General features: G+C 61.2%; 12 protein-coding genes, 1 other RNA gene and 1 riboswitch. Of the genes, 4 read left to right on the top strand and 9 right to left on the bottom strand.

The window, feature by feature from the left end:
• Positions 1–52: 52 nt before the first annotated feature.
• From murD to rnpB, 9 genes are all read right to left on the bottom strand, one after another.
• Positions 53–1,402, bottom strand: a complete 1,350-nt coding sequence (murD, locus tag ABYA88_RS09320; protein WP_373186853.1) for a UDP-N-acetylmuramoyl-L-alanine--D-glutamate ligase — start codon at positions 1,400–1,402, stop codon at positions 53–55.
• A 10-nt stretch (positions 1,403–1,412) separates the two neighbouring features.
• Complete coding sequence (mraY, locus tag ABYA88_RS09315; RefSeq protein ID WP_373186852.1) at positions 1,413–2,495, bottom strand: phospho-N-acetylmuramoyl-pentapeptide-transferase; 1,083 nt, start codon at positions 2,493–2,495, stop codon at positions 1,413–1,415.
• A 1-nt stretch (position 2,496) separates the two neighbouring features.
• Positions 2,497–3,891: a UDP-N-acetylmuramoyl-tripeptide--D-alanyl-D-alanine ligase gene (gene murF, locus ABYA88_RS09310; protein ID WP_373186851.1), complete on the bottom strand. Its 1,395-nt coding sequence runs from the start codon at positions 3,889–3,891 to the stop codon at positions 2,497–2,499.
• Complete coding sequence (locus tag ABYA88_RS09305; protein ID WP_373186849.1) at positions 3,884–5,356, bottom strand: UDP-N-acetylmuramoyl-L-alanyl-D-glutamate--2,6-diaminopimelate ligase; 1,473 nt, start codon at positions 5,354–5,356, stop codon at positions 3,884–3,886. Before ABYA88_RS09305 ends, murF begins: the two co-directional genes overlap by 8 nt.
• Positions 5,353–7,086: a peptidoglycan D,D-transpeptidase FtsI family protein gene (locus ABYA88_RS09300; RefSeq protein WP_373186848.1), complete on the bottom strand. Its 1,734-nt coding sequence runs from the start codon at positions 7,084–7,086 to the stop codon at positions 5,353–5,355. Before ABYA88_RS09300 ends, ABYA88_RS09305 begins: the two co-directional genes overlap by 4 nt.
• A complete protein-coding gene (gene ftsL / locus ABYA88_RS09295) occupies positions 7,083–7,400 on the bottom strand; it encodes a cell division protein FtsL (RefSeq protein WP_373186847.1) in 318 nt (105 codons plus the stop codon). Before ftsL ends, ABYA88_RS09300 begins: the two co-directional genes overlap by 4 nt.
• Positions 7,397–8,338, bottom strand: coding sequence for a 16S rRNA (cytosine(1402)-N(4))-methyltransferase RsmH (gene rsmH / locus ABYA88_RS09290; protein ID WP_373186845.1), 942 nt, complete (start codon positions 8,336–8,338; stop codon positions 7,397–7,399). Before rsmH ends, ftsL begins: the two co-directional genes overlap by 4 nt.
• Complete coding sequence (gene mraZ, locus ABYA88_RS09285) at positions 8,335–8,790, bottom strand: division/cell wall cluster transcriptional repressor MraZ (RefSeq protein ID WP_373186844.1); 456 nt, start codon at positions 8,788–8,790, stop codon at positions 8,335–8,337. Before mraZ ends, rsmH begins: the two co-directional genes overlap by 4 nt.
• Positions 8,791–9,124: 334 nt before the next feature.
• Positions 9,125–9,480, bottom strand: an RNA gene (rnpB, locus tag ABYA88_RS09280) — RNase P RNA component class A.
• A gap of 261 nt (positions 9,481–9,741) precedes the next feature.
• Positions 9,742–9,842, top strand: a riboswitch (guanidine-I (ykkC/yxkD leader).
• Positions 9,843–9,888: 46 nt separating this feature from the next.
• Here rnpB and ABYA88_RS09275 point away from each other — a divergent pair.
• Genes ABYA88_RS09275 through ABYA88_RS09260 form a run of 4 tightly spaced genes read left to right on the top strand, consistent with a single transcriptional unit; the run spans position 9,889 to position 12,890 of the window.
• A complete protein-coding gene (locus ABYA88_RS09275; RefSeq protein WP_373186843.1) occupies positions 9,889–10,707 on the top strand; it encodes an ABC transporter permease in 819 nt (272 codons plus the stop codon).
• 1 nt (position 10,708) lies between these two features.
• Positions 10,709–11,518 carry an ABC transporter ATP-binding protein gene (locus tag ABYA88_RS09270; RefSeq protein ID WP_373186842.1) on the top strand — a complete coding sequence of 270 codons (810 nt, stop codon included), beginning with the start codon at positions 10,709–10,711 and terminating at the stop codon, positions 11,516–11,518.
• Positions 11,515–12,243 carry an urea amidolyase associated protein UAAP1 gene (locus ABYA88_RS09265; protein WP_373186841.1) on the top strand — a complete coding sequence of 243 codons (729 nt, stop codon included), beginning with the start codon at positions 11,515–11,517 and terminating at the stop codon, positions 12,241–12,243. The genes ABYA88_RS09270 and ABYA88_RS09265 overlap by 4 nt, the downstream gene beginning before the upstream one ends.
• A gap of 11 nt (positions 12,244–12,254) precedes the next feature.
• Positions 12,255–12,890: an urea amidolyase associated protein UAAP2 gene (locus ABYA88_RS09260; RefSeq protein WP_373186839.1), complete on the top strand. Its 636-nt coding sequence runs from the start codon at positions 12,255–12,257 to the stop codon at positions 12,888–12,890.
• Positions 12,891–12,945 lie beyond the last annotated feature (55 nt).

Raw genomic sequence — 12,945 nt, 5'->3', positions numbered from 1 at the left:
CGGCGCGATCCGATCAGCGGCCCGGCCGATTTCATGAACGTAGCGACTCCGATCATGGCTTCAGCCTCCCTACGGCTTCGGCAAACAACCGGCCGCGCTCCTCGAAATTGCGGAACATGTCCAGGCTGGCGCAGGCAGGCGACAACAATACGATATCCCCCGGCCGGGCCACGTCGGTAGCTGCCTGCACGGCCTGCTCCAGTGTCTCGACGCGGATCAGCTGTGTGCAGCCATCCAGTGCCTCGGCAAGCAGTGGCGCATCGCGGCCAAGCAGCACCACGGCGCGGCAGTGCTGCTGTACCGGTGAGCGCAATGGCGCAAACTCGGCGCCCTTGCCGTCACCACCGGCGATCAGCACCAGTTGGCCCTGGCAATCGGCGGCAAAACCTTCTATCGCGGCCAGCGCGGCACCCACATTAGTGGCTTTGGAATCATCGTAATAATCCACACCTCTCTGGCTAGCAACCCACTGGCAGCGGTGCGGCAAACCCGTGAATTCGCGCAGAGTGTCCAACATGTGTTCCATCGGCAAGCCAACGGCATGCCCGAGTGCCAGAGCCGCCAGGGCGTTGGCATGGTTGTGCGCGCCGCGCATTTTCAACTGCGAGACCGGCATCAGCGGCGTGAATTCGAACGTCAGATACTGCTCGCCTTCCTCCTTGACCAGCCCGAAATCCTTGAAGTCGGGGCGCGACAGCCCGAAGGTCCAGCAAGGCAACTGCTCGTTGAGCAGGGGGCGGGACAGATTGTCATCGCGATTGACGACAACCTGGCGAGCCCCGCGGAATATCCGATGCTTGGCCTGATGATAGGCAACCACACCGGTATAGCGGTCCATGTGGTCGGCACTCATGTTGAGCACGGTGGCCACTTCCGCATTCAGCATGTCAGTGGTTTCCAGCTGGAAGCTCGACAGCTCCAGCACGTAGAGCTCGGCTTTCTCGTCCAGCAGATCCAGCGCCGGCGTACCGATATTGCCACCCACAGCGACGCGCTTGCCGGCCTTTGCCGCCATCTCGCCGACCAGTGTGGTTACGGTACTCTTGGCGTTGGAGCCGGTAATCGCAATGATGGGGGCCTGTGCCTCACGGGCGAAGAGCTCGATGTCACCGACCAGACTGACGCCGGCGGCGCGTGCGGCCATCAATGCCGGCTCAGCCAGGGCAATACCCGGGCTGACGATCAGCTCCGACGCGCGGCTGAGCACGGCTGGGTCCAGCTCTCCCAAGTGCAGATCGGCCATCGGCGCGAAGCGCTTGAGCTGATCCAGACCCGGCGGATTCTCGCGTGTGTCCGCCACAGCAAATGACAGGCCGCGGCCCGCCAGATAACGGGCGACCGAAAGCCCGGTCTTCCCGAGGCCGACGATGATCCGCTGCTTGTCCGTGGTAATCAGTGACACAACACTTTCCTCAACGCAGTTTCAATGTGGACAGGCCAACCAGCACCAGCACCACGGTAATGATCCAGAAGCGCACGATCACGCGCGGCTCGGGCCAGCCTTTAAGTTCGAAATGATGGTGAATCGGCGCCATGCGGAATACGCGCCGGCCGGTCAACTTGAAGGAAGCGACCTGGACGATGACCGACAGGGTTTCCACCACGAAGATGCCGCCCATGATGAACAGGACGATCTCCTGGCGGACGATGACTGCAATGACACCCAGCGCCGCGCCCAGTGCCAGGGCACCCACATCACCCATGAATACTTGAGCCGGATAGGTGTTGAACCAGAGAAAACCGAGGCCGGCACCGACCAGTGCACCGCAGAAGACGATCAGCTCGCCGGCGCCCGGCACGTAGGGAATCAGCAGATATTCGGCGAAGCGCACGTTACCCGAGAGGTAGGCAAAAATGCCCAGCGCGCCGCCGACCATGACCGTCGGCAATATCGCCAGACCATCCAGGCCGTCAGTCAGGTTGACCGCGTTGCTCGAACCGACGATCACGAAGTAGGTCAGCACCACGAAGAAAATGCCGAGCTGGAATTCGATCTCCTTGAAGAACGGCAGAATCAGCGTGGTCTCAACCGGGTCGGTGGCGGTCATGAACAGCACAATCGCGGCGGTCAGACCGAACACCGATTGCCAGAAATACTTCCAGCGTGACGGCAGGCCGCGGGAGTTCTTCTCTACTACCTTGCGATAGTCATCCACCCACCCGATGGCTCCAAAGGACAGAGTCACGCCCAGCACGACCCAGACATACAGGTTACTCAGATCAGCCCAGAGCAAAGTGCTGACACCGATTGCGACCAGGATCAATGCTCCGCCCATGGTCGGAGTGCCCGCCTTGGACAAATGCGATTGCGGCCCGTCGTTACGCACAGACTGGCCGATCTGCCGAAAACTCAACGTGCGGATCATCCAGGGACCCAGGAACAAAGCCAGGCCCAGGGCGGTAAGCACGCCAAGAATCCCGCGCAGGGTCAGGTACTGGAACACCGCGAAACCGGTGTAGAACTGTTGCAGATATTGAGTCAGTAGCAACAACATATCAGTAGGCCCTGTCGTTATTATTGTCGGTGCCGCCCGGCTCGCCGGTCGCGGTCAAAGCCGCAACAACGCCTTCCATTGCAGCACTGCGTGAACCTTTGACCAGCACTTTGCTGTTGCCGTCGAGCTGCGCAGCCAGCGCAGTAACGAGTTCCTCTCGACTGCCGAACAGATGGCCGCCATCGCCGAACGCCTCTGTCGCCAGCGCGGACAGCGAACCGACCGCGAATAGTGCATCCAGGCCCTGTTCACTGGCGTAGGCGCCCACCTCGCGGTGGCTTTGCTGCTCCCATTCGCCCAGCTCGCCCATATCGCCCAGTACCAGAATGCGGCGGCCATCCATGCCGGCGAGGATGTCAATGGCGGCCATCACAGACGCAGGATTGGCGTTGTAGCTGTCATCGATTATCAACGCGCCGTTGCGACCGGACACCGGACAGGCGCGGCCGGCAACCGGCATGACCTTGCCCAAACCGCGGCGGATGACCTCCAGCTCGGTATCCAGATGCAGCGCAGCGCCCGCGGCGGCGAGGGCATTGGCGATACTGTGGTTACCCAGCAGGTTCAGCTGGACGGTAATCGAGCCTTTAGGGGTGACCAGCAGAAAACCCGGGCAACCGCGTTCGTCCAGTTCGACCGACTCGGCACGCAACTGGGCGGTCGGATTGGTCAGACTGAACGCCAGCGAAGTGCGGCGGCCAAGCGACTGGTACCACTGCTCGAACCATGGACTGTCAAGATTGATCACCGCCTTGCCGTCGGCGGGCAGGTTGGTAAATATCTCGCCCTTGGCCAGGGCAATTTTCTCGGGCCCGCCAAAGCGGCCCACATGGGCCATACCGGCGTTGGTCAGCACGCTTATCTGTGGCTTGGCCAGGTTCATGCTGTACTCGATGTCGCCCTGTACCGCGGCGCCCATCTCTATAACGGCAAACTGGTGCGTGGCTTCCAGCGAGAGCAATGTCAGGGGTACTCCCAGCTCATTGTTCAGGTTCCCGCGGGTAGCCAGTACCGGGCCACGCTCGCGCAGGATCGCGGCAAGCATTTCCTTCACACTGGTTTTGCCACTTGAGCCGGTGATCGCCACCACCGGCGCAGTGAAAGCCTCGCGAGCCAAGGCCCCGAGCTGCCCCAGGGCGTAGCGACAATCGTGGACCAGCAACTGGGGCAATGGATCATCCACGGTGTAACTGACCATGGCCGCGGCTGCACCGTTCTCACGCGCCTGGGTAACAAAGTCATGTCCATCCATGTGATCGCCAGCGAGCGCTACGAACAGGCCGCCGGGTGCCACGGTACGGGCGTCGATACTGACACTGTCAAAGCTGGCATCCAGACCCACCAGGCTGCCGCCAAGGGGTTTGAGTAACTGGGACAGGCGCATGGCTTCAAGCATGAGCGGCCTCCCATTCCTGCAGGGCCTTGGCAGCCTGCTCGATATCGCTGAAAGGATGACGCACGCCGTCAATCTCCTGATAGGTTTCATGTCCCTTGCCGGCCAGCAGGATCAGATCCCCGGCCTGCGCCTGAACAATACTGGTGAGGATGGCTTCGGCGCGGTTGGCCGTAACCCTGGCTGACTGTGGATGCTGCATTCCGGCGAGTATCTGCTCGATGATGTGTGCGGACGATTCGCTGCGCGGATTGTCATCGGTGACCAACACCTGATCAGCATTACGCTCGGCTACCTGACCCATTAGCGGACGCTTGCCGCTGTCACGGTCGCCGCCACAGCCGAACACGCAGGTCAGCCTGCCCGGGGCATGGGCGCGCGCCGCGGAAAGGGCTTTTTCCAACGCGTCGGGGGTATGCGCATAATCGATCACCACCAGCGGCTTGTCGCCACCGCCGAGTCGTTGCATGCGCCCTGCTGGCGGAGTCAGGTCGTCGGCGAGGGCGACGGCGCGATCGAGTCTGACCTCAAGTGCCAGCAGGGTAGCGACCACCGCGAGCAGATTGGCCAGATTGAACTCGCCCAGCAGCGGACTTTCCAGCATCGCATTGCGGCGCCTGGTGTGGAGCGCGGCGCGAATGCCTGTGCTGGTGTATTCAATGGTGCTGCAGTAAAGGTCCGCTTCCGGGTTGCTCAGACTGTAGGTAAAACAGCGCGAGGGGCTTAGCTCGATCAGCTCGCGGCCAAAGGCGTCATCCAGATTGATGATCGCCGCCTGCAACGGACGGTCGAACAGTTTGGCTTTGGCCGCGCCGTAGCTGGCCATGTCACCGTGGTAATCCAGATGATCGCGGCTCAGATTGGTGAAAACTGCCAGATCGAATTCCAGCGCAGCTACCCGGTCCTGATCCAACGCGTGGGACGAAACTTCCATGCTTACCCAGCCGGCGCCCTGGTCCCGCATGGCGGCAAGCTGGCGCTGCACGCTGATCGCGTCAGGCGTGGTCATGCCGTGATCGACCAGTTGATTCAGAAGCCCACTGCCGAGGGTCCCGATTACACCACAGGGCTTGCCCAGCGCACTCAGCGCCTGTGCCAGCATCTGGCTGACACTGGTCTTGCCGTTGGTTCCGGTAATGCCGACCAGCCCGAGATCCCGGCTGGGCTCGCCAAAGAAGCGGCCAGCAATAGCCGAAAGCTCGGTTGCCAGCCCGGGGACCGGCACCATGACTGCATTGCCGCTCACCTCTACGCTACCGTCGAGCTGAAAGCCGTCGGCCGATTCATAGGCTACGGCCACGGCACCGGCTTCGATCGCCCCGGCGATGTGCCTGCGACCATCCTGAAGGATACCGGGCACCGCCAGAAACAGGCTGCCCGGACGAACCTCGCGGCTATCGAGTGTCAGATGTTCGATGTCCACTGGCGCGCCCTGACACGCAGGGAACAGCTGCTGGAGTGTCTTCATCCGCGTGAGCCCTCCTGCGCCTGCAATGGCGGCAATTCAACCTGCTGCAATGCCGGCAGATCATCCGGCGTCACGTTGAGCAGGCGCAGCGCACCGGACATTATCTCGCCGAATACGGGGGCGGCAACCAGGCCGCCGTAGTATTCGCCCTTGCTCGGCTCATCGATGACCACCACCGCGGCAAAACGCGGGTTGCTGATCGGCGCTATACCGGCGAAAACCGAACGATAACGGTCCTTGGCGTAGCCGCCATTCTCGGTCTTGTGCACCGTACCGGTCTTGCCGCCAACCTGATAACCGGGCACCCGGGCCCGCGAGCCGGTGCCACCCTCGCCATCCACCGTGCCCCGCAGCATGGTCAGGAGTTGCTTGCTGATATGTTCCGGAATGACCTGTTCACCCTGCGGGGCTTCATCAAGCTTGAGCAGAGAGAGGGGCAGACGGCGACCACCATTAGCCAGCGCAGCGTAAGCCTGGGCCAGCTGCGTGGCGGTGACCGACAGCCCATAACCATAGGACAACGTGGCCGTTTCGATCTGTGGCCAATCCCGATGATTGGGCAGGCTACCAGTGCTTTCGCCTGGAAATCCGAGGCCGGTGTATTCACCCAGACCCAGCTGTTGCAACAGCGCGTAGATGTTCTCTGCACCAATATCCAGCGCGATCTTGACCACGCCGACGTTGCTCGATTTCATGATCACACCGGAGAGATCCAGCATGCCGTAGTTGCGAAAATCGCGTACGGTCAGCGTCGATACACGCATGGTGCCGGGGCGCGTATCCATCACGGTGGTGGGCTGATAGCGACCGCTCATCAGACCGGCAGCCACGGTAAAGGTTTTGATTGGCGAGCCGGGTTCGAACACGTCGATCAATGCCCGGTTGCGCATCATGTCCGGCTTGAGGTTGGACCGGTTGTTCGGGTTGTAGCTCGGGTGGTTAGCCATCGCAAGGACTTCGCCGGTGCGAATATCCAGCAGCACAGCGGACCCGGCCTTGGCGCCGAAGTTCTTCAACGCCTCTCGCAATTCGCGATGGGCGATATATTGCAGGCGCAAGTCGATCGACATCGCCAAGTCATTGCCCGGGCGCGCATTACTGACGACCTGTACATCCTTGATCAGACGGCCGCGGCGGTCCTGCAGCACCTGGCGCTTGCCGGGCACGCCCTGCAACCAGTCGTTGTAAGTCAGCTCAAGGCCTTCCTGCCCGGCTTCATCCACATTGGTAAAGCCCACCAGATGAGCGGCCACTTCGCCGGTCGGATAGAAGCGGCGGTATTCTTCAACGCTTTTCACGCCGGGCACCTTGAGCGCGGTGACGGCCTCACCGTCTTGGGGCGTCATGTGCCGGCGCAGATAGATGAACTCCTTGGCGGCATTGGCCCGCAGGCGTTCAGCAAAGGTCTTCGGATCAGTGCCCAGTGCCCGGGCAAGTTCGTCCCAGCGGGATTCGTGATCGATGAGAATGCTCGGATTGGCCCACAGGGTCATAACCGGCGTACTCACGGCGAGCGGTTCACCATGCCGGTCAGTGACCAGACCCCGGTGGGCCGGTATTACCGTGTGACGCATACTGCGCTTGTCGCCCTGGTTTTTCAGAAAGCCGCCGTCCATTACCTGCAGCTCGACAATCCGCCAGCTGATCAGTGCACTGCACACTGCCAGCACACCGATCACAACGCGAAAACGCCAGGGGTGCAGGCTACCGTTCGGCTTCAGAGAGATCATGGTTTCACCAGAATCACTTCGCTGGCTTCCGGCACGCGCATTTTCAGCTCGCTGGTTGCCAGTGTCTCGACCCGGCTGTGCGCCGTCCAGGTGCTCTGTTCGAGAACCAGCCGTCCCCATTCCGCCTGTGCATCCTCGCGCTGGTCCATTTCCGTCGCCAGCTCGTTGAGCAGTACGCGACTCCAGTGCGAGCTATAGGAAACGGCCAGAGCACTGAGCACCACCAGTACCCAGACGATAAACAGCCAACCACTGCTGCGCGGCAGCCCGCCGCGCACTTGCGCGCTCAACGGCAGTTGCGCCTGGGCACTCATGGGCGCTTCTCGGCGATACGCAGCACGGCGCTGCGAGCACGAGGATTGACTGCGGTTTCCGCAGCACTGGGCATGATCGCCTTGCCAACCAGATTGATGCTGACATCGATATCTGCGGCACGGATTGGCAAATCACGGGGCAAGGGGGCGCCCTTGGCTTCGCGGCGCATGAATTGCTTGACCAGACGGTCTTCCAGCGAATGGAAACTGATGACCACCAGGCGGCCACCGGGGGCGAGCACCTCAAGCGCGGCCTTGAGCCCCTCGGCAAGGTCGTCGAGTTCACGATTAATGAAAATGCGGATACCCTGAAATGCACGGGTGGCCGGATGCTTGTGCTTTTCCCAGGCCGGGTTGGCGACCTTTACCACTTCGGCCAGATCCGCGGTCCGGGTAAAGGGCTGCTCGCCCCGACGGCTGACGATCGCGCGCGCGATGCGCTTGGCATAACGCTCTTCGCCATATTCCTTGAGCACGGTAACGATATCCTGCTCGGCGGCGCTGTTGATCCACTCGGCAGCGCTCTGACCGCTGGTCGGATCCATCCGCATGTCCAGCGGACCATCGTTCATGAAGCTGAAACCGCGCTCGGCATCGTCCAGCTGCGGCGAGGACACGCCCAGATCCAGCAGGACGCCGTCGACCTGACCGTGCAGCCCGCGCTGGCGCAGTTCTTCGGCCATATCCGCAAAAGACCTTTGTATAACGACAAAGCGGCCGTCTTCGGCCGCCAGCTTCGCACCGACCCGGACTGCATCCGGGTCCTTGTCGAAGCCAAGGAGCCGGCCCTGCGCAGAGAGCCGGGCAAGGAGCGCACGACTATGCCCGCCGCGGCCGAAGGTGCCGTCTACATAAAGCCCGTCGGGCTTTATGGCGAGGCCTTCGATGGCCTCGTCCAGCAATACGCTGGTATGGGAGAAAGGGGTTGGCGTGGTCATAGGCTCAATGTCTGCAATACGTCCGGCAGCTCGCCCAGACTCTGTTCCTGATCCAGGTAGCCAGCGGTGGTGGCTTCCCAGGCGTCTTCGCTCCACAGCTCGAACTTGTCCAGCTGTCCTACCAGCATGACCTTCTTGTCCAGGCCGGCGTGCTCGCGCAGAAGCGGCGGCACAACAAAGCGCCCGTTGCTATCGAGCTCGATTTCATTCGCGTTACCGATCAACAGACGGTTCAAGCGCTTGACTGCCGGATTGAGGTTAGGCGCCTTGCGCAATTGGGCCTCCACCTCTTCCCAGGCGGGCATCGGATAGATCCACAGGCAGCGTTCTTCCAGAGCGATGGTTGCCACCAACTGGCCCGAGCACAGCTCCACGAGACGGTCGCGATACCGCGCCGGCATCGCAAGCCGCCCCTTGGCGTCCAGATTGATGGCATTGGCTCCACGAAACACGGTGCTGCATCTCCCTTTGAGTTGGCATGTGAAATGACGGGATTTATCCAAAACAACCCACTTTCACCCACTTCACACCACTTCGTCACACTATAGGAACCGCACGCACGCACCGTCAAGTGAGGACTTCACGGAAAAACCGTTATATAGCGGGGGTTTAGTGCCCAAAACAGGGGTAGCTCCGAGATTTTGCATCAACTTTCGGGGGTCAACCTGAAGCATTCCAATCAGATAATGGAGATACTTAATGTATTACATTAGGAGTAAGATTTTTTTGGTCTAACAAGCGGGGTTTTCACTGCAAGCCGTTCGAACGAATGCGAAGGCTGAAAATAATAAGAGTTGGCCTGTAAGCCGGGTTCTGTCGTGAACAGTCATTCCTCTACGACAGCCATCACTGACTGCCTCTAGCAACCTACCCGAACCCAGTGCGGGCCACACCTGATGGGTTCCTATTTGGTCTTGCTCCGAGTGGGGTTTACCATGCCACGGACTGTTACCAGCCGCGCGGTGCGCTCTTACCGCACCCTTTCACCCTTACCTGATCCCCTTGCGGGGCCATCGGCGGTCTACTCTCTGCTGCACTTTCCGTAGGCTCACGCCCCCCAGGGATTACCTGGCACTCTGCCCTATGGAGCCCGGACTTTCCTCCCTACCGCAAAGCGATACGGCGACTGTCCAGCCAACTCTTGAGACGCAGATTATCCGTCTTCGGCCAGCACGGCAAGCCCATACTGATCGCGCACCACCCCGGCGCACTGAACGCACCATTTTGGTGCACTTCTGTGGTGCGTGGCACCGGCCTACCGTGCCCCATGGCGGTGCGGCCCCCGCAGATCGATGTCCGCAGTAACATGGCACAGGCCCTGCATTGCATAGGTCAGCATGCGAGACTCGGGTTGTTTCAGACCCCTGATGCATTAACGGGCTCTGGTCCGATACAACTTGATACCAATGGACAACTAGGGTTCCGACCTGCTCTGCAGGTGTCTGGTCCGAGAGTTGTCGACCTCCAGCAGGGGGTTACACGGCGGGACAAAAGCCCGGGAGAGCCTCAGATACCTGAGATCTCGTTACCTGTAACCCACGGAGCTGCCCATGTCCCGATTGATGAACCGCAACCCCGGCAAGGTCTCCCGGCTGGGGCTGATACTGCTCCCCTTTGCACTACTGCTGCTTCTCTACCTCTATAGTTCGCAGGCTCGCCTGGCGGAGAACCCCAACGACAAGCTGCTGCCCAGCTTTACCCAGATGGCTGAGGCGGTCGACCGTATGGCCTTCACCCCGGACCGGCGCAGCGGCGAGTACCTGTGGTGGGTCGACAGCGCGGCGAGCCTCAAGCGGCTGGGGACCGGCCTGGCTGTAGCGGCTGCGGTCAGCCTGGGGCTGGGCCTGATCATGCTGATCCCGATGGTACGCGCACCGCTCTCCCCCCTGGTGACCGTCATTTCGATGATCCCGCCGCTATCGATACTGCCAATCCTGTTCATCGTGATGGGCCTTGGCGAACTCTCGAAGGTAATGCTGATTGTGATCGGCATTACGCCAGTGCTGATCCGGGACATGCAGCAGCGGGTCAGCGAGATACCCACCGAACTACTGATCAAGGCCCAGACACTCGGCGCCAGCACCTGGCAGGTACTGATTCGCGTGGTGCTGCCGCAACTGCTGCCCCGGCTGCTCCAGGGGCTGTGCCTTGCACTTGGGCCGGCGTGGCTGTTCCTGATCGCCGCCGAGGCGATCGCATCAACCGATGGACTGGGATACCGCATCTTTCTCGTGCGCCGCTATCTGGCCATGGATGTGATCCTGCCCTATGTCGCCTGGATCACCCTGCTCGCCTTCACCATGGACCGTTCACTCAAAGGGCTGCGCCGGGCAATTTTCCCCTGGTTCGAGCCTAGGGGAGGCCACTGATATGAGCGCCATCTCGATCCGCCACGTGTGGCAGCAATACGACGACAGCGTCGTACTCGAAAATCTCAACCTGGACGTCGCCAGCGGTGAATTCATCACCATGGTGGGCGCTTCCGGCTGCGGCAAGTCGACTTTCCTGCGGCTATTGCTGGGGCAGGAGAAACCTAGCAAGGGCCGCATATTACTGGACGATCAGCCGCTGGTAGCCGAGCCTGGACCGGAGCGCGGCGTCGTGTTCCAACGTTATTCAGTGTTTCCACACCTGACCGTACTAGGCAATGTGATGCTCGGCCTGGAGCTGCAGGCCGCGCCATTACTGGGACGTCTGTTTGGCCGGGCCAGAAGCGAAGCGCGGGAAAAGAGCATGGAGATGCTTGAGGCAGTCGGCCTGGGTGATGCCGTCGACAAGTATCCCCATGCCCTGTCCGGCGGCATGCAGCAGCGCCTGGCAATCGCCCAGGCCCTGGTGAAGGCTCCACGCATCCTGCTGCTCGACGAACCCTTCGGCGCGCTGGATCCAGGCACCCGCAAGGACATGCATGAACTGCTGCTGTCACTCTGGCGCAAGACCGGCCTGACAGTATTCATGGTTACCCACGATCTGACCGAAGGCTTCACCCTCGGCACCCGACTGCTGGTGTTCGACAAGGTGCGCATCGATCCACAGGCCCCCGGCGCCTATGGCGCGCGCATTACCTACGACATCCCCCTCAACAGTGACCGGCTGGCGGCGCGCAAGGCGCTTGATGAGCTGCCCGGTCACGTTGCCAGAAAAGCGAGCTCTCCCGAACAGCAAGGAGTTATCCAATGAGTGTCCCAGCGCCTTTGCGCCCTACCCTGTACAGCGAAACCCTGCCAGGCGGCGGGCATACGTCCTTCGTGCTCAAACGCGGCCAGTTGCTGCGCATTACCGACCTGGAGGGCGGCGCCAACGTCAGCCTGATGCTGTTCAACGCCTACGAAAAAAGCGAGCGCCTGAACCTGCCCGACAGCCTCAAGGGGCAGCACACCGCCAAGCTGACTGCCGGCCATTGCCTGTATTCCGACATGGGCCGTGTGCTGGCAGCCATCGTCACCGACACCTGCGGCTGGAGTGACAGTTTTGGCGGCGTGCTCAGCGCCGAAGAGGTAAAAGACAAATACGGCACCGGGCGTTATCAGGAACTGCGCAACGGCTTTTTCCGCAACGGAATGGACAACCTGCTGGTGGAAATGGGCAAGTGGGATATGGGGCTCGCGGATCTACTGATGACCCTGAATCTGTTCAGCAAGGTAACAGTGGATGCACAGGGCAGGTTCGTCTTTCACCCGAACAACTCCGCCGCCGGGAATTTCATCGAGCTTTACGCACCCATGGACACCCTGGTTGTACTCACCGCCCTGCAGCACCCCCTCGACCCCGCCCCCGACTACGCGCCCAAACCGGTCCAGCTGGACTGGCACCAGGTAGCCGATGACGGCATTACCGTTCTATGCCGCAAGACCCGGGAAGAAAATACCCGCGCTCTGCACAACACCGACCGCATCCACCTCTGAGGGCCGCGACCATGACACTGACCCACAGCGACAGAACCGCCGAGACCGCCAGCCATCGCGCCATCGTTGGCGCCGGCGAGCCATTCATGCTGGACATCAAGGCGGGGCAGACGCTGCGCCTGCATGACCTGGAAGGCAACCAGGCAGTCGACACCCTGTTCTACAGCGCAGGCAACCCGCGTGAGCGTTACGACGTGCAACGCACCCTGCGCGCACAGAACAGCGTGTACCTGACGACCGGCACCGTGCTCTACAGCAACCTGGGCAAGCCGATGCTGACCATCACTGCCGACACCTGCGGCCGTCACGACACGCTCGGCGGCGCCTGCGCCCAGGAAAGCAACACTGTGCGCTATCCGTTGAACACCCGGTATATGCACAGCTGCCGAGACAACTTCCTGCGCGCCTGTATGCATGACGGCCGGCTCGGCAAGGCCGATATCAGCGCCAACATCAACTTCTTCATGAATGTTCCGGTCACCTCCGAAGGCGGCCTGACCTTCGAAGACGGTATTTCCGGGCCGGGCAAGTATGTCGAACTGATCGCGCACATGGACATCATCGTGCTGATCTCCAATTGCCCCCAGTTGAACAACCCGTGTAACGGATACAACCCGACACCCGCAGAAGTATTGGTCTGGGATTGAGCCAGCCGCTCCAGCAGGGACGACCCGCGGAGCCGCAAACATGTAAGCCAGGACG

The organism is Halopseudomonas sp. (assembly GCF_041579695.1).
Classification (GTDB): domain Bacteria; phylum Pseudomonadota; class Gammaproteobacteria; order Pseudomonadales; family Pseudomonadaceae; genus Halopseudomonas.
The sequence above is the reverse complement of the archived record's forward strand: the minus strand, read 5'-3'. Positions and strand labels throughout refer to the sequence as shown.

Excerpts from the sequence above, each read along its gene's own strand:
- mraY (WP_373186852.1), bottom strand. The coding sequence starts at position 2,495 with ATGTTGTTGCTACTGACTCAATATCTGCAACAGTTCTACACCGGTTTC.
- murF (WP_373186851.1), bottom strand. The coding sequence starts at position 3,891 with ATGCTTGAAGCCATGCGCCTGTCCCAGTTACTCAAACCCCTTGGCGGC.
- ABYA88_RS09305 (WP_373186849.1), bottom strand. The coding sequence starts at position 5,356 with ATGAAGACACTCCAGCAGCTGTTCCCTGCGTGTCAGGGCGCGCCAGTG.
- ABYA88_RS09300 (WP_373186848.1), bottom strand. The coding sequence starts at position 7,086 with ATGATCTCTCTGAAGCCGAACGGTAGCCTGCACCCCTGGCGTTTTCGC.
- ftsL (WP_373186847.1), bottom strand. The coding sequence starts at position 7,400 with ATGAGTGCCCAGGCGCAACTGCCGTTGAGCGCGCAAGTGCGCGGCGGG.
- rsmH (WP_373186845.1), bottom strand. The coding sequence starts at position 8,338 with ATGACCACGCCAACCCCTTTCTCCCATACCAGCGTATTGCTGGACGAG.
- ABYA88_RS09275 (WP_373186843.1), top strand. The coding sequence starts at position 9,889 with ATGTCCCGATTGATGAACCGCAACCCCGGCAAGGTCTCCCGGCTGGGG.
- ABYA88_RS09270 (WP_373186842.1), top strand. The coding sequence starts at position 10,709 with ATGAGCGCCATCTCGATCCGCCACGTGTGGCAGCAATACGACGACAGC.
- ABYA88_RS09265 (WP_373186841.1), top strand. The coding sequence starts at position 11,515 with ATGAGTGTCCCAGCGCCTTTGCGCCCTACCCTGTACAGCGAAACCCTG.
- ABYA88_RS09260 (WP_373186839.1), top strand. The coding sequence starts at position 12,255 with ATGACACTGACCCACAGCGACAGAACCGCCGAGACCGCCAGCCATCGC.